The following is a 26,452-nucleotide window of genomic DNA, read 5'->3' as shown; positions in this document are numbered from 1 at the left end:
CCTATTTTTTAAGGGTTACCTGTCTATTTCCGGAGCAACAACATATAAACTCATCATTATGTTTCCTACATCAGAAACGCTCTCACCTACAAGTGCTTTTTCAAGAACTGTCAAGCCATGATTATAGGAGGGCGTATTAAAGTGAACTCTATAAGGCTTATCCCCACCATCACTAACCATATAAAGTCCGAGCTCACCGCGGGATGATTCACATCGTACATACGCATCACCTTCTGGAATAGTCCATTTGAACGGATTTGGTGTTTTAGCGCAGACCTCACCCTTCTTAGGCATTTTATCAATAAGTTTGAATATCATATGCACACTTTCTATCATATCATCCCTGATTGTCAGGAGTCTGGAATAGGCGTCGCCATTTTTTCTGGTCGGAATATCAAATTCAACCTGATCATACGCAGCATAGGGCTCAATTTTTCTTATATCATATTTCATTCCTGTTGCCTTAATCGTGTGCCCGACAGCTCCCATGCTGACAGCTTCCTCACGTGTGATAATCCCAATGCCCTCGGCTCTTTTTTGAAACAGCCTGTTTTCAAAAAATGTCTCGTTATAATCCGGTACTTTTCCGCCGATTTTATGGAGAGTTTCTACGAGCCTGTCTGTAAAACCTTCAGGGAAATCACGTCTTACCCCGCCTGGACGAATATATATATGATAGACTCTTGCCCCTGTCAGTTCTTCAAACATATCCAGTAAAAGGTCTCTATGGTACATGGCCCATTGCGCTACAGTATCAAAACCAAGCATATTAGAATAGGCCCATAATCCGAACAGATGTGATGCTACACGAGCCATTTCACAATAAATACTTCTGATATATTTCCCTCTTTCCGGAAGTTCAATTCCGGCCAGCTTTTCCACACCCATTGAATAAACCAGTTCCATGTGATCAGGCTCTATCACATTAATTCTGCATACCAGCGGAAAATTCTGCATCCAGGTTCTCTGTTCCATTAATTTTTCAAAACCACGGTGCAGATATCCGGGATTGGCATCTGCTTTAACTATTCTATCCCCTTGAACTTTTAAAGTAATGCTGAAATTCCCGACCATTCCAAGGTGTTGAGGACCGTAATAAAGTTCAAGTTCTCTCATGTCTCGCCTTTCTTTCCTCTATCGAGGGAATCTGACCATAAGTATTGTCAACATATTTCTGAGTATCAAAATCTTTTCTAAAAGGAGGGATTTCATAATCACGTTCAAGCAGTAATGGTGTTAAACGTGTATGCCCTTCAAATCTTATCCCGAACAGTTCATGCAGTTCGCGTTCATACGGTTCTGCTCCTTTAAAAATACTGGTTACTGTAATGAATGTTGCGGCTTCCCGGGAAATTCTTGTTTTAATAATAATATTCCTTTTCTCTTTCTCCTGATGTTTTTCATCAACAGACATATAAGCGGAAAGAATATAGACCAGTTCAAGTTCTCCTTTATCTATCCAGTCATTACAGGAAACAAGGGCCAGATGTTCATATCCCATATTTTTTAAAAAACTTAAAAGGGATACTATCGCCTCTTTCTTTGTATTAATGAACATCCTGTTTTCATCATGAATTTTAAGTTTAAGGTCATTAAAATTCGTTAAAAGTTTCTTTTTTAGTTCTTCCATATTAAAAATTTCCTTTTATGAGCTCAAAGATTATGCTGTCTCATTTTTTGAATAATGGAGGCCAGCCCAAGTCACCCAAAAGCTGTTCCTGATTTGCACGATAGAATTCATAATCTTGTCTATATCTCTTGTACCCGTCAGCTTTGTCCATATCAATCAGTTTCCATAAATGAGTCACTCCTATAAAAATGGCCTCCGGCCTGGGCATGCATCCCGCGATATAGCCGTCTATGGGAATATATTTATCCACACTTGTAATTGTATTATAAGAATCATAATACATTCCGCCGTTTATCGGGCAAGAGCCGAAAGCAACCGTGTACTTCGGCTCCGGCATCTGTTCGTAGGTTCTTATAACAGCTTTAAGTGTCTTGGTGGAAACATATCCGGCAATCATAAAAAGATTTCCCTGCCTTGGAGTGGCAACGGGAATTATACCAAACCGTTCAGCGTCCCAACGCGTTGTAATTGAGGGCGGTACTTCAATAATGCCACAGCCCGTGCAAAAATATACAACATGAAAGGAATATTTATTTGCCATTTTGCCGGGATGTTTAAGCCATTTACTTATTTGATTTCTATCCATGTTTTTTCCTGTAGTAAATTTTAATTAATTAAGACCACTATGATAAGTCCTATAAAGGAGATTAATGTCGGCCACTTCCATAAATATTGCATAGCCTGTTCAATTCTATAGCGGGGATAGACTGCATTGATGAAAAGGGTCAGGATCAGCACAATCAGCATTTTCAGAAGGAAAATAATGATTCCCAAAAAACTGCCCCAAACCGTTCCTGTCAATGGTGCAAATAGTCCAAATAAATCTCCGCCGCCAAGAAAAATATTCACAAAAAGACCAAGTCCTATAAACATCTGTAAAGCGTGCTGAAAAGTAGAAAATGCCAGGTGTTTTCCCCCAAATTCCGCTACTGGACCTGAAGAAATTTCTTGCGGTGCTTTAACAACTTCAAAAGGCCGTACACCAAGAATAGCAGGAAGAATCAAAATATAAGCCAGCCCGGGCAGCACTAAAGCCCAGGAGCCAAAAGCCCAGCCGGAGATATTCTGTGTTTTTACAATATCAACTAAGGAAATTGTATTATAATATGTCATTATTGCCAGTAAAATTAAAATCAAGGGGATTTCATATCCGAGAGAAAGTAAAAATTTTCTCGATATTCCCAGGCTGGAATTAGGATTACCTGACGCCGCTCCAGCTAATGCAATACCAAAGGGGCCCAGCAGCATAAGATAAATAAAGGCTATTAATCCGCCCGATGTTAATGAGCACACTTTGCCAATCGGCAGAAATAAAACAAGGACAAATGAACCTGTCAATGATAATATAATTCCAAAATCAAAAAACCACCCATGAGTGATGCTCTTCTGGCTGAAAGACCTTATGACATCAATGAAAGGCTGAAGAAGCGGCGGCCCGTACCGCCATTGAATTCTTGCTGTTATTTTCCGGGATATACCGAGAAAAAGCATTCCTGTAATTAAAGCTAATATAGGCGAAATAATCAGTACAATAATTTTCATTAAAATAGACTCCATTTAAATTTAATTAAAATAAGAAATGTTAAAAATAGTACAATGTACATCACATAATTACCCACATAACCTGTGTAAATTTTGCGGACAGCATTGCAGGCAGTGTCTGTTGCTTTTGCAATTTTTTGATAAAACAGATCAAAAAAATCTTTGAGAAACGGTCTCACCATTCGATAAAACGGGGCATAAAAATCAACCGTATAATTATATTTTTCTTTAGGAATTGCCGCACCTGCCGCGTAATTATCATACTGATCAACCAGTGTAGATTTACGGGCAGCTTTAAAAATAAACGAAACAATTGCCCCGACAATAGCAAGTGCTGCAAAAATATTAATCGTATTTAATGTTCCGGTATCCGAGACTACTCCCCAGATTGATATATCCAAAGCGTTAAAACCGGCTGAAACGATAATAGAATTAATCACTTTTAAAGGCAGTCCGGGTAGAATCCCAAATAACAGGACGGCAAAAGAAAGGATAACAATCGGAATCTGCATTGCAAGTGGTGCTTTTTTAATTTCTTTATGTTCTTCGTGAAGTTGCCCAAGATATAAATTATGTAAAAATTTATACACTGAGAGGATCGTTCCCCAAGTCCCCAATAATGCTGCAAATGCGAGAAACGGTGCATTACCAAGAATTAAAGTTTTATAAATAAGCCATTTTGAAACAAATCCGTTCGTCAAAGGGAGGCCAATTAATCCACAGATTCCTAAAAGACTTCCAAGGAATGCTATTGGCATTTTTTTAAAAAGTCCACCCAAAGAATTAAGATCTCTGAGGCCATTGGTTCTGTACTCAATTGCTCCCACACTTAGAAAAAGTAACACAATATATATCGCATGATTTAATGTGTGAAAAATTCCACCTGCAACACCAAGACTCGTTCCAAAGGCAATTCCTACAATCATATACCCACCCTGACCGATACCATGCCAAGCAAGAAGTTTTTTCGCATCATTCTGCAGCATTGCAATAAAGGTTGGAATAACAATTGTAATTGCACCTAACCAAGCAAGAATAGTGTTAAAACTAAAAAATCCCTTGCCTGTATGAAGTGTACTTTTCGCTCCGATAATTACATACATAATTAAAAGAAAACCGAAAATACCCATTCTGGTAAGCATTCCGGAAAGTACTGCTGAAAATGGTGTAGATGATTCCGTATAAGCATCGGGTAGCCATGTATGTAATGGCATAACAGCATTCTTTATTCCAAAAGTAACACTGAAAATAATTAGTAAAAAAAGCTTATAGCCTGACGAGGCTGTATGCAATTGAGTGGCAATAATTTGGATATTTAAACTACCTGTAAACGAATAGATCGACACAATCCCCATTAACATAGCCATTGAACCAATCAGGGACATGACAATATATTTCTCTCCTGCCGCTATTGCCCGGCCCCTGTTATAACTTATTAATAAAAATGTTGACCAGCTCATTATTTCCCAGAAGATAAAGAAAGACAGTAAATCTCCCGCTAATACAATGCCCAGCATGCTCGCGTTTATCAATAACATTATAAAATAATAGTAATCTGTTCTGTCTCGATTTTTCATATAGTCTATAGAATAAATTATTGACAAAGCCGTTAAGCTGACAGTTGCAATTGCAAAAAACCAAGCCAGGGGATTTAATCTTAGCACTAGTGACAATCCCATAAAATTATGATAAGATACGGCTTCCGTTTGTCCGCCATAACGGCAGGAAAGAATTACTACGAGCAGTAATGAAACAAGCACCGCAAACACATCTCTGAATTTAGATGAAATTTTCCCTGAAAAATATGTGAGAAATGCACCACCGAAAGCAGTTATTAATATTATTTCTAATCTCATCCTAATACACTCCTTATATATTCTGCACTATTAAGAAGTTCAGAAGCAGCTGAATTTAACATTCTCATGACAAAACCAGGATAAATGCCGATAAATATAATTAATGCAGCAAAAATAAACATTGGAATTAATCCGGCAGCAGGAGCTTCTTTTTTATCTGCTAATGTAGATTCTTCTTTAAAATAGATCATCTGTATTACTCTAAAAAAGTAGGTGCCTTCAATAACGGTTGCCAACAGCACAATCCCCGTTAAAATCACCAACAGCAGTTCCCTTTCTGCAAGAGCAGCTTTGATAATCGTAAATTTACTCGCGAAACCTATAAACGGCGGCAATCCTATGATGGATAATGCCCCTATGGTAAAGAGAAAAGCAGTGTAGGGCATCTTTTTGCCAAGCCCTTCAAATGATGAAATTTCCATGGAACCGGTTCTGTATATCATAAAGCCGGCTGCCAGAAAAAGCAGCGCTTTGCCCAGTGTGTGGCTTATCATTTGAAACAATCCGCCGGTCACTCCGTATTGTGAGCCTAATGAAAAAGCAAAAAGGATTAAACCAATTTGTCCGATACTGGAATAGGCGAGCATTCTTTTTATATTCGTTTGTTTAAATGCACTCATTTCCCCAATTAATATGGTCAATAATCCAATGAACAGGAAAAATGTCAAAAAATCTGAAACATGAAAAATTGTAAACAAAACTCTTATTACAGCATATACCCCTACTTCAATCGCAATCCCCGACAGAACAGCACTGACTGAAGACGGGGCAGATGAGTGTGCATCAGGAAGCCAGGCATTTAGAGGAAATATTGCCGCTTCAATTCCGAGGCCTGTTATCATCAGAGCCATCGGTACAAATACCGCAGGTGAACTTATATCCCCAATCTGATTGGCAAGGTCTGCCATATTAAGAGTACCGAATTGGCCATAAAGTAATCCGATCCCCAATAGTAGAAAACTTGATCCTATTGAACCCTGAATTAAATATTTAATAGAAGATTCAATCCCTGCCTTGTTTCCGAGATAAGCCACAAGAGCATAGGAAGAAATACAAAGAATTTCAAAGAAGACAAAAAGATTAAATATATCCCCGGTCAGAACGACTCCCGTAGCCCCGGTCAGAAGAAGCATATAAAGGATATGATAGTATTGTTCTTTACCTTCTTGAATATATTTAAGTGCATAAATGGCTACTAAAAATCCAGTGATAGAAATTAATACAGATAATAAAACTCCCACAGGCCCGGCCACAAGATTAATACAGAAAGGCGGAGGGAAACCTCCAATTTTTACAATAATACTCTCTTTAAGTACATGCGGCACAAGCGACAGTGCAACAATAAGATTAAAAAGAAATCCAATAACCGGAATCCATTTAATAATTCTTTTCGATATAAATCCTAAGATCGGCACTAAAAAGGCAAGGCCTAACGGTACCACGATTAATAATACCGGATTGAAGTTAATCATTTCATTCATATTGTTATATCCCATTTATTGCTTTTTAGATTTGATGATTACCAGCGCTGCTCTTTAATTTTTTGTAAGTTGAGCGTTCCGTAATGGCCGTACAAGCGTATTGTCAAAGATAAAGCCAGAGCAAGAACAGCCAATCCGATCACAATTGCGGTAAGCACTAATGCCTGTGGAACAGGGTCTACCATGTTTTTTGCTTCTAATCCTGCTTTTGAAAAGATCGGAGCCGTTCCCTTGTGAATATATCCCACAGAAATAATAAATAGATTTACACCTGTTTCAAGGATACTCAGCCCGAGAATTACTTTTATGAGATTTCTTTTTGTCAACATTATAAAGAGACCGATAAATATGAGGCTGAAAGATCCTATGTAATAGATGTAATCATGTAAAAAATTCATCAGCTTTCCTCCTTAAGCTGGTCGATAACCCCGGCTAATTCCGACCCCACTTTTATTCCGATTGCAATATAAATTATCGGAATCAGACCTGCACTGAACAGAGTATTGAATTCACCTTTAGGCAGAAAATTATAAAGAAAATAGTGTCCGCCTGCTGTCAGGCCGATTAACCCGAGCACAACAAAAGTTAAACCGCCGAGAGATTCAGCTGTTTTACTTCCAATTTCATTAATTCTTTTCCCGGGACATCCAAGATAAACAAGAAGGAATGCTGAAGCGATAACTGCGCCTCCCTGGAACCCGCCGCCGGGTGTCAGATGTCCATGAATAATAATGTAAGAACCAAAAAGAAGAATAAGCGGAAATAAAAATCGGCATCCTGTACGAAGTATTAAACTTGCCCGTGTTATTTTAATTTTTTCTTTTCTTTTTAAAGTTCCTAAAACAGCACCCAGGCCAATAGTAGCGAGAAATAGTACAGTCACTTCTCCCAAAGTATCAAAACCCCGGAAACCTACAACCACGGAAGTAACAATATTTGAGGCCCCAGTTTGTTGTTTACCATTATCAATATAGTACTTACCAATCTTTGTCTTTGGCTCACCAAAAGGAATTTTTTGTATTGATAAAAAGATTCCCCATGCAACAATAATCAGTAAAATCAGTCCGATAATTTTTCTCATTCTTCATACCTCTTCGTTCGTATGATAGCAATAATAAATACAGCAGTAACCAATGCTGCACCAATTGATGCTTCGGCCATGGCAACATCCGGTGCCTGAAGAAAATAAAAAAGAATTGCCGCTATCAAACTTACCATACAACCGGCAATAACAGCACTTATCAAATCTTTAAAAATATATGCTGCTACTGCCGAAACAATCATCAAAAATACTAATAGGGAAACTATTATTATCATGTTTCCTCCCTGTATTCCTTAAAATCCCTCGACTTATCCACTACACTTCTATCACAAAGAGGAACACCTGCCCTCTTGGAAGCTCTTGCAATAGCATGACTGGAAATAGGATTGGTTGCAAAAACAAATACTGCAATAAGTAAGCATTTCCAAAACCATGCAGGCTGGATGATACCTACTCCTATAATAGTGAAAAAAGCACCAAAAGTAGTACACTTTGTTCCTGCCTGAATGCGATTATACACATCAGGAAGCCTTAGCACTCCAAAATTCCCAAGCATTAAAAAAGCTACTCCAATCCCGATAATAATTATCCCCAATAATTCCATCTAAATGCCCCTTTCCAAATATCTGGCAATTGCAACCAATCCGACAAAAGCTAATAATGAATAGACTAATGCAACATCCAGATAAATATATCTGTCAAATACAAGGGATAAAATGACCAGTAAAGCAACAACAGTTGTAGTAATAGTATCCACTGCAACAGCCCTGTCAGAAGCAGTAGGCCCTAAAAGCATACGCAAAAGGCTGAAAATCAGTCCTAATCCAATAACAGCTAAATAAACTAAAATAATTGTTTCACTCATGCGAATATCACCTTTAAATATTTTTCAAATCGTTCGCCAATATTTTTTGTGGACTCTTCTATACCTTCCGAACGGACATAAATCCAGTGTATGAGAAGCTTGTCCTCTTTAATGTCCAGAGTAAATGTGCCGGGTGTCAACGTTATTGCATTTGCCAGTATTAATTTTGCAATATCCTGTTTCAACCCTGTTTTAATTATTACTACTCCTGGTTTTATAGGCATTTTAGGATGAATAACCCTATATGCTACATCAAAATTTGCTTTTACAATTTCTTTAAAAAGCACAAGGATAAATACGATAAAAAAGATGATCTTCTTAATGCTTATTGGGGGGAGCCCGAGGGAAGGATAGTTTTTGTTCAGCATTAAAGCAAGAATTAGGCTGATGAAAAAACCGACAGCAAGTTCCTCCCATAGGAAACTGGAAGTGAGTGCAAGCCATATCAGAAAAAGTATACAGAACAGATAAAAGAAATTTCTTGTCTGGTGGGGTGTTTCATATGCTACTTTGTTCATCAATAATTCTCCTCTCTCGAAGAATCAACATTTATATGAAAATGGCTATCTGTAAGAATAATAAATTAGCTTGGCCATTTCCGTGCTTAAATCAACGCATGTAATTTCTATATTATGGGGCATGGCGAGGGAGCATGGAGCAAAAGACAGAATTGCTTTTATTCCCATATCTCCCATACGCCTGGCAATAGCCGGCGCCACTGGTTCAGGTACAGTTAATATACCCAGTTTGATTTTTTCTGATTTTATTCTTTTTTTCATATTAACTACATCTTCAACAATCACATGATTTATTTTCTTCCCAATTATTTTAGGATTATTGTCAAACGCCATATAAATTTTAAATCCTTCCAATTCAAAATTTGAATACTTAAGCAATGCTTTTCCGATATTACCGACACCTACTAAAGCAGCATTTTTTATCGGATCAAGGTTGAGTATAGTGCGAATTTTTTGCATCAGGTCCTTTACATTGTAACCCACACCGCGCGTACCAAGTTCACCAAAATAGGATAAATCTTTTCTAATTTTTGAAGAATTAGCACGACAAACTTCAGCGAGACGTGCAGAAGATACAGTTTCAGTTCCCTGTTTATCAAGACACATCAATGCTCTGAAATAAGGGAAAAGGCGACTAATAGTTTCATTTGGTATAGATTTATCCATAAAATTGACACCTTACTTGTGCTTGTTATCACAATCACATGCATTATAAAACATTCTTTCTTGAAAGTCAAGAACTTTTTTAAAAATATATTATCTTAGGCTGCCCATTATTTTGAATGACGTCTATCTAAAAAGATCCGTAGACAAATACTTCTCCCCTCTGTCAGGGAAAATAACTACAATTCTTCCAAAATTAATTTTTCCCGCTATTTTCAGCGCAGCATACATAGCTGCACCGCTGCTCATCCCTGCAAAGATTCCTTCTTCTCTGACAATCCTCTTCGCCATTATGATTGCATCTTCAGTATTAACCGGTACAGATTCATCAATTTGAGTTTTATCGTAAATTGACGGAACAAGAGCCTCTTCCATATTCTTTAATCCCTGAATATAGTGGCCTTTTACCGGATGTGCTTCTACTATTTTTATTTTCGGGTTATTTTCCTTTAAAGCTTTACCAACTCCCATTATTGTGCCTGATGTCCCGATTGCAGAGACAAAATAATCAATTCTTCCGTTTGCCTGTTTCCATATTTCCTGTGCAGTTGTCTTGTAATGAGCAATTTTGTTGTATTTATTGGAAAATTGGTCCGGCATAAAATATTTTCCCGGAAACCGGCTGACCAGGTCCCTTGCTTTTAATATTGCTCCGTCTGTTCCTTTTTCTTTTTCAGTCAATGTAACCTTTGCACCAAATGCACGAATCATCTTTATTCTCTCTATTGATACTGATTCACTCATTACTATTTCAACATTGTAACCTTTTACCGCCCCAATCATTGCAAGCCCTATCCCAGTGTTGCCTGAAGTCGGTTCAATAATAGTTTTTCCGTGAATAAGAGATCCGTCTGCTTCTGCCTGTTCAACCATTTTTAATGCAATTCTGTCTTTTATGCTTCCTGTGGGGTTTGTACCTTCAATTTTTGCAAATATCTCAACTTCTTTTTCAGTGCTTAAATTATTAATACTTACAAGCGGAGTATTGCCAATTGTCTGTAAAATATTTTCATATATCATAACAGCCTCATGTTTTAAAATAAACCACAGCTATAATATTATTTTTGCATGCTTTTATCTTTATTTATCATAGAAGCAATAAAGAATAATTTTATACGATTTTTTAATGCGAAGGGTTGAGTTTACTTTGAAGACTACAGAGAAAAACATAAACGATAAAAGATCCTGCTGAATAGTGGATTATATCGAGAAAGGAAAATGTTGTTCCAATAAGTGCTCTTCCAATAAAAACAGAACGTACTTTTTCTAAAATAAGAGGATGCCAAAGCTGCAGGAATTCAAGTATGCAGGTTACTGTAAACACAGAAATTACATTATACAATATCCGGAATCGGGGAAAAACCAGAGCTAAAAAAAGGCTCCAGAAAATCACATAAAGGACCCCCCCGCCATAAATATTTACCCACTTTGCAAGCGGCCCGGAATAGAACTTTGTGCCGAATCCCAGCGGTACAATAGCAGCAATTGTTAAAAGAATATATTTTCTGTATACTGACAAAAATTCCTCCCTATTGATCAATTAAGATCAATACACCTGCTGCAATTGCAAGAATGCCGAATATAACGGTATACAAAGGGAAATGAACTGCAACAACAGGTTTTGATCCGGCTCCAATAAGCCATATACCGAGTAAAAACGTGCCCAGCCTTCCTTTAATATGTGACCTGCTCATTAAAAACAGAACTCCGGCAACAAGAGCCATGACTGCAATTGCTATGTTTAGAGTATTGTTGCTGATTTTAAGCATAGTAACAAGCCCGGATAAAATCAGCCACAATCCGATAAAAATTGAACCAATCTGTTCTGACGCTTTCATTCGATTCTCCTCATTAATTCAGCATGTAATATGAAATGCACCTGTCACTCTCTTACCATCTTGTGTAAGCCGGTTAAAAAGTTTTGCTGCTTTTGCACTCGGAAGAGCATGAAATTCTATATTTTTATTGTCAAGAAATTTGATTAAACTTTCATCAATTTTCATAAGCCCGAATTTGCCTGTTCCTGCAACAAGCACATCAGGTTTTGACAAATTCAGCGCTTCCTCAATATCCTGTAAATACAACATGTGGCTCTCTTTTCTCCACCAGTTGTCAATAATTGAATCCGGTGTAATGATCAAATCTCTGCTGTATTCCACATTATTTACAACCATTTTCCCAAATGAATATTTATTAATCATTGTTCGCCCGCATCTTTTTTCTCTCCTCAGTTTCCCATTGGCTGTAAATACAGCCGCAAAAATTCTGCCTGTACAAGCCTTCTTTTCTGCTGATTTCCACGCTGATTTTAAAACCATTCTTCTTTTTAAAATTAGCTTGATAAAATTCCACTCCAAACTCACCTGATGCATCCATACCGAGTTTATTTATAAGCTGTGCATTTTTGTGAGGGCTCACAGACAGAGTCGTAGTAAAAATATCAAATCCTCTACGGGCAGCAAATTCCGCTGTTTTCTTAAGACGCATGTCAAAACAAATCTCACACCGATTGCCGCCCTCGGGTTCATCTTCAAAACCCCTTATGAGCCTGAACCATCTTGCAGCATCATATTCTTCAATTATAAGCGGAATGTCCCATCTTTCAAGAAAACGAGTTAGTTCATCTCTGCGCATTTTCCACTCTCTCTTGGGGTGAATATTGGGATTATAAAAATATGCTGTAACATCATAATCTTCCCTCAATACTGTAATAGGATATGTTGAACACGGCGCACAGCATACATGCAGTAAAAGATTTTTTCTCCGCATATTATCTGTCATTACCCTTGTCCTGGACATGATTTAAACCAAAATGCCCCATGCCGAGAGAAACTGACATCTCAATAGCATTTTTCACATATGCTATTCCATTCTCAACGGACTGTCTTAATGAATTACCAAGAGCCAAGCCTGCAGCAATTGCAGCAGAAAGTGTGCATCCTGTTCCGTGGGTTGATTTTGCCCGGATTCTTTCAGAATTGAATGCAGTAAAATCCGAACCGTCAAATAAAATATCCGTTATCCCGGATTCAAGATGCCCGCCTTTTACAAGCACTGCACCTGCTCCCATTTTTCTGATAATTTCCGCGGCATTTTTCATGTCTTCAGGCGTGCTGATCTTAAGCCCTGAAAGTTTTTCTGCTTCAGGAATATTTGGAGTAACCAGTGTCGAATCAGGGATTATTTTTTCAATAAAGATTCGGACTGCTTCTGATTCTGTCAATGTACTGCCGGAAGTAGCAACAAAAACCGGATCAACAACAACAAAGGGGATATCTGATGTTTTAATCCACAAGCTGACTGTCTCCGCAATTTCAGAGGATGCAAGCATGCCTGTTTTAACAGCATCAATTTCTGCGCCTTTTAATATTGAATCAAGCTGCATTTTTACAAAATCCGGAACAACATTGTAGATTCCGTCAACTTCACTGCTGTTCTGCGCTGTAAGAGCAGTTATTACAGACATTCCGTACACTTCAAAATATGAAAATGTCTTAAGGTCTGCCTGTATTCCGGCTCCGCCGCTGGGATCTGATCCTGCAATTGTAAGAACCTTTTTCATAATATAGCCTTAATAAAAAAGGCAGAACCTTTGGGGGCTCTGCCTTAATACTTAAATTGCTGCTGAACTATTAAGGATTACGGTCCCTCAATTGCACTTACCGGACAAACTTCCACACAAGCGCCGCAGTCTGTACATGCATCAGGATCAATAACATACTTATCTTCGCCTTCACTAATTGCATCGACAGGGCACTCATCTGCACAAGCGCCGCAGCTGATGCATTCATCATTAATCTTATGTGCCATATTCATCTCCTTGATTCTTGTATAGAGTAATCATGAAATCGGTCAAAAATATAACTAATATTTTTTATAAAGTCAATACTTTTCAGCTAAATTCAGGCATACCCTAAAATTTATAAAAATAACTTCCTTCCCCTGAACAATAAATCAAACACGCCACTCTTCCACATCATCTTCCCCTGCCGGCAGTACGGAAATCCTTCCCTCTTCTTTTCCTGAATATATTATCTCAACAGAAGAACTTTCTCTCTGATTTGTGTATCTCGCAACAAGAGAAGCTGCTCTGTTCAGATCTTCTCTATTCTTAACATCTATCGCAAGAGCAGAAGGTCCCGGAATATCAAAAGGATACAACAGAAACATATCAATGCCTTTAAATTTCTCAATAGCCTCATTATCTTTTTCGTCTCTGCCTACTATCACATTCAAGTGCTCATTCGGCCAGAAATGCCTTCCGTAAAGCAGAAGCTGAAGATCATTGACAGTGATTGTGTGTCTGTCTCTTTTCTCAAAAAGGGCTTTTAAACGCCGCGAGAAATCCGGTGTTGTAAGGCTGCACCCGCCTGCAGGGGGTTCAAAATTTTCAATGCCGAGTTCCCTGGCAAGGCTCAGTTGAGGTTTTCTTGTTCTGCCGTGAAAATCGTACAGCTCTTCTCTTTTAATCCATCCCTTTTGTTCGGGAATTGTCTCAGGCAAAAGTTTTGCAGAAAGCGGCCTTACAATGTACCCCCTCAATCCTGATACTTTATCAATGTGGAAAATTACAGGTTTCTGCTGGCTCATAGGGCGCTGGCCTACTACTTCTCCTGTTACAATAAAATCGGAATTTGTTTCATCCATATAATCTTTTGCCATAGACAGCATTTGAAGCCTGCAGTCAATACAGGGGTTCATTTCCGAGCCGTAGCCATGTACAGGATTCTTAACAATATCCAGTAACTGCTGAGATCTGTCCATTATTTTTATGGGAATATTAAGTTCCTTTTCAACTTTTTCAAGATAGTTCTTTCTGCTCCCGTGTTTTACAGAATCAAATTTAAAAGTAAAAGAAAGCCCCAGAACATCTATGCCCTGATCTTTTATTATTTTTGCAGCAAGAATACTATCCAGCCCGCCGGATATTAATGCTACTGCCTTAATTCTTTTTTGCATTGTTTTTCTTTAACTTTGAAATTCTTCAATTGTAATATGCAGATTTTCTATTGTAATACCGCTGTACTTTTGTATGCTGGTTACAATATACCGCTGCAGCTTTGGAAGAACAGAAGGCACAGAAGTCCCGAATGGGACGGAAATTGACAGGTCAATTCTAAAATCAGCAGGATAGCGTTTTATCCTGATTTTTTTTATCTTAAAATTATCATTAAATTCATCAATACAGTGCATTACCATCTGCGAGAGAGCCGTTTCTGAAATACTCAATCTGCCTTTTGTGCTGAACTTAGGCTGTACAATAGTCTTCTCAACAACTTTTTTCTTCCAGAATAAAATTTTATGTGAATTGAGAAATATTTTAACAGAATCAATAATTTTATGGGAATCATTTTCAAGTTCAATTGTAGGAACCGGTATTACATGATGCCCTCTTTGCTTTCTGCTCTCAGTTGCAGTCGCAATCTCTTCCTGAGTTGCAATATCATCAATATAAATTATTTTATCGGGGTAAGGAAGGTCAAGTTTTTCAGTAATTCGGGCTATCATTTTCTCTGAAGTACCGAGTAGCAGAATTGAATGTATGTCTTGCGCACGAAGCGCAGTTCTGATCTCTTCCGCATGTTCCGGATCTGTCAGTATTGCACGTTTAACAGCCTTAAATCTGTTTTTTTCTCTCTTTGCAGATTTTCCTGCAATAATAACCTGATCACGAATGAGCAGCCCGTCATCAAAAATAAGTTCAATACCATACTCTTCTGCAACAAGCCGTGCACGAAAACTCTTTCCTGTACCTGACCTTCCGACAAGAGCATACACCTGAACAGGTTTTATCTTATTCTTGAAATTCAGTATAATATTTTGTAATCGTTTCTTCATTTTGTGGTATAATATACTATATCTCTACGATGAAATCAACCTTGTAAAGCATTGACTTTTATAAAAGAGGCGCTTTTTTAATAAGCGCCTCTTTTATAATGCACAAATATCTATATAAATAATATTATCGATCTCTTTACTTAACAGCATCAATTGCTGTGTTAAGAGCTTCCTCAAGCATTGATATATCCGGGGTCTTAATGAACTTTTCTTTCATCAGCATATCAATCATTGCTCTTGTTTCCTGTATGTCCTTAAGTGTATTATTAAACACAGTTTCCCTGTCCATACCAATACGTGCAACACCGTCCTTAATAGCCTGCATTGCAACATCCGCAGCTTCGTGAGCAAATACTTCGGTCTCATCCATTGTAGGCATTATATAATCTGGGCTGAGGCCTTTTTTCTCTGCAAAGTTAGCAATTGCATAAGCTGCAGCAATTGCCATGTTGTCCGTTATTTTTTTTGCTCTCACGGTTAATGCACCTTTGAGTATTCCGGGAAATCCCAGGGAATTATTAACCTGATTGGGAAAATCGCCCCTGCCTGTTGCTACTATATATGCGCCGGCTTCTTTTGCAGCATAAGGATAAATTTCCGGCACAGGATTGGCACATGCAAAAACAATAGGCTTGTCCCCCATATTTTTAATCCATTCTTTTTTAACAACATCAGGACCCGGCCTGCTCACTGCAATTAAGACGTCAGCTCCTTTGACAGCCTCAAGAATAGTTGTTATTTTATCAGGATTTGTCCTCTGACACAACTCCCATTTTCTGTAGAAACGTTTATCAGCTTCAATATCTGATCTGCCTTTATGAAGCGACCCTTTTGAATCAAACAAAATCATGTTTTGAGGATTACCCCCCGCCGCAATAATCAAACGTGCAATCGTTGTATTTGCAGCTCCGGCGCCATAAAATACGATCCTTGCCTTACCAATATCTTTTTTAACTATTCTAAGAGCATTGATAAGGCCTGCAAGAGTAACACATCCTGTTCCCTGAGCGTCATCATGCCATACCGGAATATTGCACTCTTCCCTTAAAGTATCCAGAACTTTGTAGCAATTAGGCTGTGAAATGTCTTCAAGGTTAACAGCACCAAAACTTGGCTGTAACATTTTTACAAAATCAATAATTTTTTGTGGATCATGCTCGCCTTTACCATTGCAACTATCCACACATAAAGCTACGCCATCAACACTGCCAAGATACTTCATCAAATAGGCCTTGCCCTCCATTACTCCAAGCCCTCCCGGAGGTGTACAATTACCATCACCCAATACACGTGTGGAATCAGAAACCACTGCAACAAAATTACTTCTGTTTGACAGAGGGAACGACATATCATTGTCATCACGAATTATTGTTGATACTTTTGATACGCCAGGTGTGTACCAGACATTAAACCAGTTAAATCCGAAAATACCTGCTTTTGGTATAGTCATCATTTTGCCGCCGTAAAACTTATGCGCACGTAAAGAAAGTTCTTTTAAAAATACTGTTTTCCCCTTTGCTATCTGCTCCTGTGTAAAACCAGAAGGGAACAGCGAATCAATATTTGATATTGACATGTCAATCTTTGCCATTTTAAAGCCTCCTTGAGATTGAATTTATTAATTTTGGGGATATTTTTTCTAAAACACCTAAATGATCTCCCTGAACTGAACAGGAAAGATTGTTTTTCTATCCTCAATTGTCCTAATCTAAAACATTAATTTTATTTAAGCAAGTTATTAATTGCAGAAATAACCTTATCCGGATTTACCGGCTTATAGAGCATATCGTTTACCTGAAGAACAGGAGTCCCGACACGCTCTTTAAAATCAAGATCTGTAACATTTTTTAAGGCTGAAAGCATAAGTATCGGTACTTTTGCACTATCACTTTTTTCCTCTTCGGTTCTTATATCTTTGACCAGACGGAATCCTGCTGATATATCTTCCATGATGTCATCAGTAATAATAATATCAGGGCTTTTATTTATAAAAACTGCAAAACCCTCTTTGGCATTAAATGCACAATCACATTTAAATCCTCTCTCCTCGAGACTCTCTTTCAATGTTTCAACAAGGGCTTTATTATCATCAACAAGTAAAACTCTTTTTCCCATCCCGTTTACATCTCCCATATTATTCTTCATCAAGAAGCATTTTTGTCTCTCTCGCAATTGCAAGCTCTTCATTTGTAGGGATAACAAGTACTGCAGTTTTGCCTTTACTTATTAGCACAGCATTATTATCATTTCTGGATTTATCAAGGGTAATTCCCAGAAATTCAAGGCCATCACAGGCAAGTTCTCTTACAATTGGTGCATGTTCTCCGACCCCTGCTGTAAATACAACAGCATCAACTCCTCCCATAACAGCAGCATAAGATCCGATATATTTTTTTACCCTGCGTGATATCATCTTAATTACAAGAGTTTCCCTTTCTTTGCCATTAAGCATTTTTTCTTCAACAATCCTCATATCGCTTTCGCCTTCAGTCAATCCGAAAACTCCGCTTTTTTTGTTTAGAATTGTATCCATCTGACTACTCGTCAGTTCGTCAGTATCCATTATAAAAAGCGGTATGGCAGGGTCAATATCTCCGCATCTTGTACCCATAATCATTCCTTCAAGGGGCGTAAACCCCATTGATGTATCTACTGATTTCCCGTATTTTACTGCAGCCATGCTGGCGCCGCTTCCAAGATGACATGTTACAATTTTTAGCTCCTCAATCGGTTTGTCAAGAATTCTCGCAGCTTCTTCTGCAACATAACGATGAGAAGTACCGTGGAATCCGTATCGTCTGATTCCTTTCTCAGTATACCACGAATATGGGAGAGCATAAATGTATGCTTCAGGCTTCATTGTCTGATGGAATGCAGTATCAAACACTGCCACCTGCCGTGCAAAGGGAAACTGCCATAATGATGCTTTTATGCCTGCAATATTAGATGGATTATGCAGAGGCGCAAATCTTATACACTCTTTAAGTTTCTTCATGACCGGTTCATTAATAAAAACAGAACCTGTAAACGCTTCTCCCCCATGCACTACTCTGTGCCCTATTGCATCAATTTCATCAACCTCACGTATGCATCCTGTTATTTTATCACAAAGGCTCTTCTGCACGAGTTCAATTGCTTCAGTGTGGTTCTCTATACTGCACTCCTTCTCAACCTTATGTCTTCCCAATACATCACATTTAAAATTCCCGTTCCTGTGTCCTATCTCCTCCACTATCCCCTTTGCAAGCAATTTTTCTTCTTCCATTTCAAATAGCCTGAACTTTAGAGACGAACTCCCGCAGTTAAGAACCAATACTTTCATTTTATTTGTCTTACTCCTTTTTATATTATTATAAATTTAAAGGGCTATACAAAATAAGCACAGCCCTTTATTCTTAAAAATGCTCGCACAAAAGCATCAACACATGTAGGCGATCATATTTATTGCCGACTAACCCAGCAATAAAAATAGATACCATAACAAATATTTTATTATAACTCATCACCAATTTGAATTTCTATTCTCCATATCAAGCTATAGAGCGTAACTTGAAAAAGAAACATATCTCTCTTGCCGCTGTTTCCTGAGAATCAGAAGCATGGATGGAATTTTTCCTTATTGTAGTTCCGTACTGTTCCCGTATTGTACCCTTCTCTGCCTTCTCCGGGTCAGTAGCACCAACTAACTTACGGATACCATGCACAGCATCATCTCCTTCAACAATCATTGGAATACACGGCCCTGATGTCATAAAATCTATGAGATCGCCGAAGAACTCTTTATCCTTATGAATTGAATAAAAAGCTTCCGCTTCATGCTCAGTAAGAATAAGTTTATCAATCTTTAAGATATTATAATCATTTTCCTCAATCTTATGAATAATATCTCCGGCCAATCTTCTTTCTACAGCATCCGGTTTTACAATTACAAGTGTACGCTCTTTCATACCCATCCTCACGATTAAGGGACTATTTTTGTCCCTGTTTTCCCCTGCAATGCAAAAGAATAGTTTTCAACTGATGTTATGAGAACCTCTTTTCCGCCATCTTCTAAAAATTTTATAGCAGCTTCAATTTTCGGCCCCATACTGCCTGCAGGAAACTCACCTTCATCCAAATATTTTTGAGCTTCGGCTTTTGTAATAATATCAAGGTCTCTCTGGCCCGGTGTCCCGAAATCAAGTGACACTTTATCTACTGCCGTAAGAATATGCAGCTGCTCTGCTCCTATATCGTATGCTAAAACTGCAGATGCACGATCCTTGTCGATCACACCGTCAACGCCTTCAAAAGTACCGTCATCTTCGATATAAACGGGAATTCCGCCGCCGCCGCATGCAATTACTATTGCACCGCTGCTTATCAATTCTCGGATTATATCCTTCTCAACAATTTGCACAGGATGAGGAGAAGGCACAACCCTTCTCCACCCTCTGTCTGCATCCTTTTTAAGAACCCAGCCCCGATCCCTTCTGATTTTGTCCACTTCTTCGTCCTTAAAGAACGGGCCGACAAATTTTGTAGGCTCAATTATAGAAGGGTCGTCCTTGTCCACAACAACCTGAGTAAGTATTGTAACTATCCTTTTTCTTATGCCCTTACGGATAAACATATTCTGCAGGGACTGCTCAATCATGTATCCCATACCGCCTTCAGTATCCGCAACAAGAACACCGAGGGGGATCGGAGGCACAAGATGTCTGGCTTCTTCAACACGTATTAAAGCATTTCCGACCTGCGGGCCGTTGCCGTGAGTAATAACGACATTTACGCCCCTCTCGACCATTTCAATAATACTGACAAGGCTCTTACGTGTATTTGCAAACTGCTGATGAATATTTCCTTCTTCGAATTCACGTGTAATGGCGTTTCCCCCCAACGCCACTACAACTGTGGAATAATTCTTAGAAGTCATTTAGTACATCTTCCAGAGTCGGTTCACCAATCTCCTGCAGTTTGTACATAACACGTACTGCAGGTTTTTTAATATCAATAACTTTTTTAAGATCTATCGGTGTTCCGATAATAACAGCATCACAATCGACTTTTTCAATAGTTTTCTGAAGATCTCTTACCTGCTGATCACCATAACCCATTGCAGGAAGAAGCGGGCCGATACCCGGATATTTCTTAAATGTGTCAGCAATAGTTCCCTCAACCCACGGGCGGGGGTCAATAATCTCTGCAGCCCCGTATTTTTGTGCAGCAACCACACCTGCACCGTATTTCATTCCGCCATGTGTAAGAGTCGGGCCGTCCTCAACAACAAGAACTCTCTTGCCGCGAATTACAGAAGGATCTTCAACTGAGAGCGGTGATGCAGCTTCAATAATAATTGCTTCAGGATTTATTCGTTGTACATTTTGCCTTACTTCAAGAATATTTGCAGAATCAGCAGAATCCATCTTGTTGATAATAACTACATCAGCCATTCTCAAATTTGTCTCGCCGGGATAGTATGAAACTTCGTGTCCGGGACGATGCGGGTCAACAACAACTATATTCATGTCAGGTTTATAAAAAGGAGTATCATTATTTCCGCCGTCCCAGAGGATTATGTCCGCTTCTTTCTCTGCCTGCTCAAGAATTGCGCCGTAATCCACTCCTGCATAAACTATATTACCCATATCAATATGAGGTTCGTACTCTTCCATCTCCTCAATAGTACACTTGTTGGTTTTTAAATCAACATATTTTTCGAAACGCTGAACAGCTTGTTTTACAAGGTCACCGTAAGGCATGGGATGACGAATTGCAACTGTCTTTTTCCTTTTATTTCTAAGGATCTCACTTACTCTTCTCGTTGTCTGACTCTTTCCGCATCCTGTTCTGATAGCACAGATGGAAATTACAGGTACCTTTGATTTTAGCATGGTCTTTTCTGTACCCATCAGGATAAAATTTGCCCCGGCTGCATTCACAGTCGCAGCCTTATGGCCAATATAGTTATGAGAAACATCACTGTAAGAAAAAACAACATCATCGATACTATTTTTATCAATCAGGGAAACCAGCTCTTCCTCAGCAACAATAGGGATACCATTGGGGTAGAGTTTTCCTGCTAATTCAGCCGGATATTTTCTTCCCTCGATATCAGGTATCTGTGTAGCAGTAAAAGCAACAACCTCAAATTCTTCATTGTCTCTGTAATAAACGTTAAAATTGTGAAAATCTCTTCCTGCAGCACCCATTATTATTACACGTTTCTTTTCCATAATGCACTCCTTTTATTCCAATAATTCTTACAACCTTTATTCAGTAACATGTTCCTGCAATCATGTTATTTTATCTAGGCAAACCCGTGCAGCCACCTGTAATAGAGCTGACCTTCTATGAATTTGCTTATCAGCATTGTCCCTCCGAGATTTCTTTATCTCAATTATCCTATAAAGAAAACATTATTTCTGCTTTTTTTTGTTTGAAGACAGAGTAAGCTCAAATACATCATCAAGCCAGTCAACAAAATAAAACTTCATTTTTGATCTTATATGATCAGGGATATCCTCAAGGTCCTTCTCGTTCCACTTTGGCAAAATAACTTTTTTTATTCCTGCTCTTCTTGCAGCAAGTACTTTCTCTTTAATCCCTCCGACAGGGAGTACCTTGCCTCTTAATGTAATCTCTCCGGTCATTGCAATATCATGCTTTACAGGCCTGCCTGTTAAAACAGAAACCAGGCTTGTTGCAAGTGTAACTCCTGCAGAAGGGCCGTCCTTGGGTGTTGCACCTTCAGGTACGTGAATATGAAGGTCATTACTCTCAAAAAAATCTTTATCAATACCCAAATCTTCTGCATGAGACCTTATATATGATAAAGCAGCCTGTGCAGACTCTTTCATAACATCGCCAAGCTGGCCTGTAAGCACAAGCCCTTTCTTTCCATGCATTTTTGTTGCTTCAACAAAAAGTATTACTCCGCCCACTGAGGTCCATGCAAGGCCTGTTGCAATACCGACTTCGCTTTTCCTGCCTGCCATTTCCGAAAAGAACTTTTGCGGGCCAAGAGAATCCTGCAAATTCTCATCAGTAATTTTTGCCTTTTCTATTTCCCCTTCTGCAATCTTCCTTGCAACTTTTCTGCAGCATGTGCCTATATTCCGCTCCAGATTTCTCAGCCCTGCTTCACGTGTATAATCTTCTATTATTTTTTTAACGGATTTGACAGTAAAACTTATCTGAGATATCTTTAGCCCATTTTCTTCTTTTTGTCTCGGAATAAGATACTTCTTAGCGATCTGCACCTTTTCTTCAACAATATATCCAGGAAGACGAATCACTTCCATCCTGTCAAGCAGAGGCCCGGGAATTGTCTCAAGAATGTTTGCAGTAGTGATAAACATTACTTTTGACAAATTGAAAGATACTTCAAGATAATGATCCGAAAAATTATTATTCTGTTCCGGATCCAGAACTTCAAGCAAGGCTGATGCAGGGTCGCCCCTGAAGTCAGCGCCAAGTTTATCAATTTCATCCAGCATAAATACAGGATTGTTTGAACCTGCTTTTTTTAATCCCTGAATGACTCTGCCAGGTAAAGCTCCTATATAGGTTCTTCTGTGTCCCCGTATTTCTGCCTCATCACGCATCCCGCCAAGAGAGTACCTGACAAATTCTCTGCCCATTGCGCGGGCAATTGACCGGCCAAGAGATGTTTTACCAACTCCGGGAGGCCCTACAAAACATAGAATTGGCCCTTTGGAATTCTCTTTCAGTTTGCGTACAGCAAGAAATTCAAGTATTCTGTCTTTAATATCATTCAGGCCGTAATGGTCTTCATCAAGAATTGTTTTTGCTTTTTTAATATCAATTCTGTCTTCAGTTCCCTTGTTCCACGGAAGGCTTATCAGCCAGTCAAGGTAAGTTCTTGCAACAGTGTACTCTGCAGCCTGCGGAGGCATGCGTGAGAGCCTCTCGAGTTCCTTCTCTGCCTGGTCCTTTGCTTCCTCAGGCATACCGGCTTTTTGAATTTTCTCCTGAAGTTCTTCTACCTCAAGAGTTTGTTCGTCTTTGTCGCCCAACTCATTTTTTATGGCCTTAAGCTGCTCTCGCAAAAAATACTCTCTCTGCCCTTCATCAATTTTGCTTCTTACTTCCGATTGTATCTTCGTACCTATTTTAAGCAGTTCAAACTCTTTATTTAAAACAACGAGCAGTCTGACCATTCTGTCTTCAATATCCAGTGTTTCCAGGATAGACTGCCTGTTGGCAATATCTATTTTTAAATTTGATGCAATAAGATCTGCAAGCCTTCCGGGGTTCTCAATGTTAAGGACAGCTGCCCCAAGCTCATCGGGCAAAATTGGAGATAGGGCGACAATCTGCTGAAACTGTTCAACAATCTCCCGCATCAAGGCTTCTATTTTTACTGATTTTGATGCCTGCTCCGGTATAGCTTCAACAACACCTTTCATATAGGGATCTGTTTTTGAAATATTTTTCAGCTTTATTCTGGAGAGGCCCTGAACCATTAACCCCATATTCCCGTCAGGAAGCCTGAACATCTTCAATATCAGTACTGCTGTCCCAGTATCATAAATACTATCATCCCCAGCATGTTCTATTCCGTCTTTCCCATTATCTTCTGTCTGCTTTATAGCAAAAAGCCCGACTATCTTTCTATCACTTAACGCCTCATTAATCTGAGCCATTTTATCTTCATCTGTGATAACAAGAGGCGCCACCACAAAAGGGAATATAATCACATTCCTGACAGGAAGTATTGACAGCTCTTCAGGTATTTCAGGAATATTTCCGAAATCACCGGGATGATGCACTATATTTATTTCATTCTCATTCATATTTTATTATTCCACTTCCACTTCAATTATCTTTCCTGAATTACGCCCTCTTTTAGGCAGTTTTATTTCCAGAAATCCAAATTCATACTTGGCCGTAAGTTTCTCAATCTCCACATCTTCAGGAATATCAACTTTACGTTCAAACGGCCCGTAATTTATTTCCATCTTATGATATCTTCTCTGCTCGCTCGGCGCTTCTGCCTGTCTTACCCCATGAATTGTTAGAATTCCATCCTGATATGAAATTGACACTTCATCGGATTTCATATTTGCAAGTTCAACAACAACAACAAATGCTTCATCTGTCTCATAAACATCTGTAGGAGGTTTCCAGTACAACTCATCACGATATATCGAAGGATAGGTCCCGTTAAAAAAAGCAGAAAAAAAGAATTCCACTTCCTCATCAAGGGAACTCAGCACACTTTTAATTCTGTGTACTTTCGTTTTATCCATGTTTTGCCTCTTTTCCGAATTACCATTTATAACAAAAAAACAAAGTGTTTCTTTTAAGATTTATATTATAACATTTATAGCAACTAAAATCAAGATAAATTTGATTCAAATGGTTCTTGTTTTTTACTTCTCTGCAGCAGGATTTGTTTCATAATTGTTTAAGATCAAATACATTCTCTTTTTATTAAGGGGCAGTCTCTTAGTTCTTTTTGAAAAATGAATCAATCATTTTTCAGTACAGCGCCTCAATAGAATACTTTATCATTTTATACCCAGAAAAAAAGGGATTCAAACAACCACCTTCCCTGCTGCTCTGTCAGGCAGCGGCTTTTTAATTAAAACATTAACAAACGTATTGGAAATATCTTTTTGAAATGGAATTTCAACTCTCAGATATTCCGAAGTAAGTCCTGACATTGTATTCCCCCTCTTTTTATCTTCAGCAAGTATTGACACCTTTTTGCCGATCCAATTTCCGATAAACTCTGTTTTTTCCTTCCTGCCTAATTCTCTGAGAGCTGCAGCTCTTTTTTTTCTTATTTCAGAAGCCACCTGGTCTGAAAAATTAGCTGCTGCCGTACCTTTTCTAACGGAGTACGGAAATACGTGAAGGTATGTAAAATTATTGCGGGAAATAAAATCCAGAGTCTCGTTAAACTCTTTCTCTGTTTCTCCAGGAAATCCGGTGATAACGTCACATCCTAACCCGGCATTCGGGAAACGGCTCAATATAGAATCAATACGATTCTGAACGATCCCGGTTGTGTAAAGACGGTTCATTCTTTTTAATACGGAATTGCTGCCGCTCTGCAGGGATATGTGAAAATGCCTGCAGACTCTATGATCATGCTGTGCATAATCAAGGAGTTCATCTGTTACTTCTTCCGGTTCAAGAGAGCTGAGTCTTATTCTGCCATTATAATCAATTTCCAGCAATTTTTTCAGAAGATATGTAAGGCCCATACTATTGTCTTCCTGCATAGACCACTTTCCTATGTGTACACCTGTGAGTACAATCTCTTTAAATCCTTCAGATATAAGATTTTTTGCCTGATCAATAATTGTATTTATATCAACGCTCCTTGAAGGGCCTCTGGTATATGGCACAATACAGTAAGTGCAGAAGCTATCGCAGCCGTCCTGAATCTTAAGGAACGCTCTCGTGTTATCCGGATATGACGGAAAACCCGTCTCTGCATTCCTTATCAGATTCCTCTCAGTTACCCGGACAATTGGTTTTCTTTTCTTTTCAAACTCGGGGAAATAATCAAAAATATGCAGTTTTTCCTGAGTGCCGAGAATACAATCAACACCTTTAATCTTAATTGCTTCAGATTTTGAAACCTGGGCATAACACCCTGTTACGATTATAACAGTATCAGGGTTTTCCCTTGACATCTTTCTGACAGCCTTCCTGCTTTTTGCAGCACTTCTCTCTGTTACAGTACAGGTATTCACTACAAAAACATCAGGTTTTTCTTCAGCAGAAACAACTCTATATCCTCTTCTGCCAAACTGTCTCGCAATAATAGCTGTTTCAGCTTGATTTAATTTACAGCCCAAAGTAAAAAATGCAACCTTTTTCATAATTTCACAAAATTTCCATAAAATTTTAACATACATTCATTTTACAGAACGGGAGCTGTACTTATAGTCACAGCTCCCGCAGTTCATTTATTGAAGAATTGTGAAAACACCAGAGAAATATAAGATATTATGGACTACTCTTCAATATCATCGGAAGATTCTTCTTTCTGATCTTT

31 protein-coding genes are annotated in these 26,452 nt (G+C 38.6%); all 31 read right to left on the bottom strand.

Annotation, left to right across the window (positions count from 1 at the left end; all coding sequences use genetic code 11):
• Window positions 1-15 precede the first annotated feature (15 nt).
• The 31 genes from J7K93_10960 to mtaB all read right to left on the bottom strand — a co-directional run bounded on the left by J7K93_10960 (window position 16) and on the right by mtaB (window position 26,276).
• Window positions 16-1,116 carry an NADH-quinone oxidoreductase subunit D gene (locus J7K93_10960; GenBank protein MCD6117526.1) on the bottom strand — a complete coding sequence of 367 codons (1,101 nt, stop codon included), beginning with the start codon at window positions 1,114-1,116 and terminating at the stop codon, window positions 16-18.
• Window positions 1,103-1,630, bottom strand: a complete 528-nt coding sequence (locus J7K93_10955) for an NADH-quinone oxidoreductase subunit C (protein ID MCD6117525.1) — start codon at window positions 1,628-1,630, stop codon at window positions 1,103-1,105. Before J7K93_10955 ends, J7K93_10960 begins: the two co-directional genes overlap by 14 nt.
• A 40-nt stretch (window positions 1,631-1,670) precedes the next feature.
• Window positions 1,671-2,216, bottom strand: coding sequence for an NADH-quinone oxidoreductase subunit NuoB (gene nuoB, locus J7K93_10950; GenBank protein ID MCD6117524.1), 546 nt, complete (start codon window positions 2,214-2,216; stop codon window positions 1,671-1,673).
• A gap of 20 nt (window positions 2,217-2,236) precedes the next feature.
• Window positions 2,237-3,172 (bottom strand): NADH-quinone oxidoreductase subunit H, encoded by a 936-nt coding sequence (locus J7K93_10945; protein ID MCD6117523.1) that lies wholly within the window; start codon window positions 3,170-3,172, stop codon window positions 2,237-2,239.
• Window positions 3,172-5,028, bottom strand: a complete 1,857-nt coding sequence (locus J7K93_10940; GenBank protein ID MCD6117522.1) for a hypothetical protein — start codon at window positions 5,026-5,028, stop codon at window positions 3,172-3,174. The genes J7K93_10945 and J7K93_10940 overlap by 1 nt, the downstream gene beginning before the upstream one ends.
• Window positions 5,025-6,509 carry a hypothetical protein gene (locus J7K93_10935; GenBank protein MCD6117521.1) on the bottom strand — a complete coding sequence of 495 codons (1,485 nt, stop codon included), beginning with the start codon at window positions 6,507-6,509 and terminating at the stop codon, window positions 5,025-5,027. The genes J7K93_10940 and J7K93_10935 overlap by 4 nt, the downstream gene beginning before the upstream one ends.
• 38 nt (window positions 6,510-6,547) lie before the next feature.
• Window positions 6,548-6,907: an NADH-quinone oxidoreductase subunit K gene (locus J7K93_10930; protein MCD6117520.1), complete on the bottom strand. Its 360-nt coding sequence runs from the start codon at window positions 6,905-6,907 to the stop codon at window positions 6,548-6,550.
• Window positions 6,907-7,590 (bottom strand): cation:proton antiporter, encoded by a 684-nt coding sequence (locus J7K93_10925; protein MCD6117519.1) that lies wholly within the window; start codon window positions 7,588-7,590, stop codon window positions 6,907-6,909. The genes J7K93_10930 and J7K93_10925 overlap by 1 nt, the downstream gene beginning before the upstream one ends.
• Window positions 7,587-7,826 (bottom strand): DUF4040 domain-containing protein, encoded by a 240-nt coding sequence (locus J7K93_10920; protein MCD6117518.1) that lies wholly within the window; start codon window positions 7,824-7,826, stop codon window positions 7,587-7,589. The genes J7K93_10925 and J7K93_10920 overlap by 4 nt, the downstream gene beginning before the upstream one ends.
• On the bottom strand, window positions 7,823-8,155 hold the full coding sequence (locus J7K93_10915) for a Na+/H+ antiporter subunit G (protein ID MCD6117517.1): 333 nt from the start codon (window positions 8,153-8,155) through the stop codon (window positions 7,823-7,825). Before J7K93_10915 ends, J7K93_10920 begins: the two co-directional genes overlap by 4 nt.
• Window positions 8,156-8,416 carry a cation:proton antiporter gene (locus tag J7K93_10910; GenBank protein ID MCD6117516.1) on the bottom strand — a complete coding sequence of 87 codons (261 nt, stop codon included), beginning with the start codon at window positions 8,414-8,416 and terminating at the stop codon, window positions 8,156-8,158.
• A complete protein-coding gene (locus J7K93_10905; GenBank protein ID MCD6117515.1) occupies window positions 8,413-8,934 on the bottom strand; it encodes a Na+/H+ antiporter subunit E in 522 nt (173 codons plus the stop codon). The genes J7K93_10910 and J7K93_10905 overlap by 4 nt, the downstream gene beginning before the upstream one ends.
• Window positions 8,935-8,979: 45 nt before the next feature.
• Window positions 8,980-9,600 (bottom strand): redox-sensing transcriptional repressor Rex, encoded by a 621-nt coding sequence (locus tag J7K93_10900; GenBank protein ID MCD6117514.1) that lies wholly within the window; start codon window positions 9,598-9,600, stop codon window positions 8,980-8,982.
• Window positions 9,601-9,723: 123 nt separating this feature from the next.
• On the bottom strand, window positions 9,724-10,617 hold the full coding sequence (locus J7K93_10895; GenBank protein MCD6117513.1) for a cysteine synthase: 894 nt from the start codon (window positions 10,615-10,617) through the stop codon (window positions 9,724-9,726).
• 103 nt (window positions 10,618-10,720) lie between these two features.
• On the bottom strand, window positions 10,721-11,116 hold the full coding sequence (locus J7K93_10890) for a DUF2809 domain-containing protein (GenBank protein ID MCD6117512.1): 396 nt from the start codon (window positions 11,114-11,116) through the stop codon (window positions 10,721-10,723).
• A gap of 10 nt (window positions 11,117-11,126) precedes the next feature.
• Window positions 11,127-11,435, bottom strand: a complete 309-nt coding sequence (locus J7K93_10885) for a hypothetical protein (protein ID MCD6117511.1) — start codon at window positions 11,433-11,435, stop codon at window positions 11,127-11,129.
• Window positions 11,436-11,453: 18 nt separating this feature from the next.
• The gene (locus J7K93_10880) at window positions 11,454-11,798 is read right to left on the bottom strand and encodes a hypothetical protein (GenBank protein MCD6117510.1); all 345 of its coding nucleotides are present in this window, start codon (window positions 11,796-11,798) and stop codon (window positions 11,454-11,456) included.
• On the bottom strand, window positions 11,791-12,378 hold the full coding sequence (locus J7K93_10875) for an epoxyqueuosine reductase QueH (GenBank protein ID MCD6117509.1): 588 nt from the start codon (window positions 12,376-12,378) through the stop codon (window positions 11,791-11,793). The genes J7K93_10880 and J7K93_10875 overlap by 8 nt, the downstream gene beginning before the upstream one ends.
• Entirely contained in the window at window positions 12,368-13,159 is a 792-nt protein-coding gene (gene thiD / locus J7K93_10870; protein ID MCD6117508.1) for a bifunctional hydroxymethylpyrimidine kinase/phosphomethylpyrimidine kinase, read from the bottom strand. The genes J7K93_10875 and thiD overlap by 11 nt, the downstream gene beginning before the upstream one ends.
• A 77-nt stretch (window positions 13,160-13,236) precedes the next feature.
• Complete coding sequence (locus tag J7K93_10865) at window positions 13,237-13,407, bottom strand: 4Fe-4S binding protein (GenBank protein ID MCD6117507.1); 171 nt, start codon at window positions 13,405-13,407, stop codon at window positions 13,237-13,239.
• A 144-nt stretch (window positions 13,408-13,551) separates the two neighbouring features.
• The gene (locus tag J7K93_10860; GenBank protein MCD6117506.1) at window positions 13,552-14,556 is read right to left on the bottom strand and encodes a 7-cyano-7-deazaguanine synthase; all 1,005 of its coding nucleotides are present in this window, start codon (window positions 14,554-14,556) and stop codon (window positions 13,552-13,554) included.
• Between the two features lie 9 nt (window positions 14,557-14,565).
• Complete coding sequence (locus J7K93_10855) at window positions 14,566-15,435, bottom strand: Asp23/Gls24 family envelope stress response protein (GenBank protein MCD6117505.1); 870 nt, start codon at window positions 15,433-15,435, stop codon at window positions 14,566-14,568.
• Window positions 15,436-15,571: 136 nt separating this feature from the next.
• Window positions 15,572-17,026, bottom strand: coding sequence for an NADP-dependent malic enzyme (locus tag J7K93_10850; GenBank protein MCD6117504.1), 1,455 nt, complete (start codon window positions 17,024-17,026; stop codon window positions 15,572-15,574).
• A gap of 131 nt (window positions 17,027-17,157) precedes the next feature.
• On the bottom strand, window positions 17,158-17,550 hold the full coding sequence (locus J7K93_10845; GenBank protein MCD6117503.1) for a response regulator transcription factor: 393 nt from the start codon (window positions 17,548-17,550) through the stop codon (window positions 17,158-17,160).
• A gap of 19 nt (window positions 17,551-17,569) precedes the next feature.
• Window positions 17,570-18,757, bottom strand: a complete 1,188-nt coding sequence (locus tag J7K93_10840) for an acetate kinase (protein MCD6117502.1) — start codon at window positions 18,755-18,757, stop codon at window positions 17,570-17,572.
• A gap of 208 nt (window positions 18,758-18,965) precedes the next feature.
• Window positions 18,966-19,388 (bottom strand): nucleoside-diphosphate kinase, encoded by a 423-nt coding sequence (ndk, locus tag J7K93_10835; GenBank protein ID MCD6117501.1) that lies wholly within the window; start codon window positions 19,386-19,388, stop codon window positions 18,966-18,968.
• Window positions 19,389-19,396: 8 nt separating this feature from the next.
• Window positions 19,397-20,350 (bottom strand): carbamate kinase, encoded by a 954-nt coding sequence (arcC, locus tag J7K93_10830; protein ID MCD6117500.1) that lies wholly within the window; start codon window positions 20,348-20,350, stop codon window positions 19,397-19,399.
• On the bottom strand, window positions 20,340-21,650 hold the full coding sequence (locus J7K93_10825; GenBank protein MCD6117499.1) for a GTPase: 1,311 nt from the start codon (window positions 21,648-21,650) through the stop codon (window positions 20,340-20,342). The genes arcC and J7K93_10825 overlap by 11 nt, the downstream gene beginning before the upstream one ends.
• A 183-nt stretch (window positions 21,651-21,833) precedes the next feature.
• Window positions 21,834-24,233, bottom strand: coding sequence for an endopeptidase La (lon, locus tag J7K93_10820; GenBank protein MCD6117498.1), 2,400 nt, complete (start codon window positions 24,231-24,233; stop codon window positions 21,834-21,836).
• 6 nt (window positions 24,234-24,239) lie between these two features.
• Entirely contained in the window at window positions 24,240-24,689 is a 450-nt protein-coding gene (locus J7K93_10815; GenBank protein MCD6117497.1) for an Hsp20/alpha crystallin family protein, read from the bottom strand.
• A 288-nt stretch (window positions 24,690-24,977) separates the two neighbouring features.
• Entirely contained in the window at window positions 24,978-26,276 is a 1,299-nt protein-coding gene (gene mtaB / locus J7K93_10810) for a tRNA (N(6)-L-threonylcarbamoyladenosine(37)-C(2))-methylthiotransferase MtaB (protein MCD6117496.1), read from the bottom strand.
• Window positions 26,277-26,452 lie beyond the last annotated feature (176 nt).

This window comes from bacterium (assembly GCA_021158245.1).
Lineage (GTDB): Bacteria > Zhuqueibacterota > QNDG01 > QNDG01 > QNDG01 > QNDG01.
Note: the sequence above shows the minus strand (reverse complement) of the source record. Positions and strands in the feature narration are given on the sequence as shown.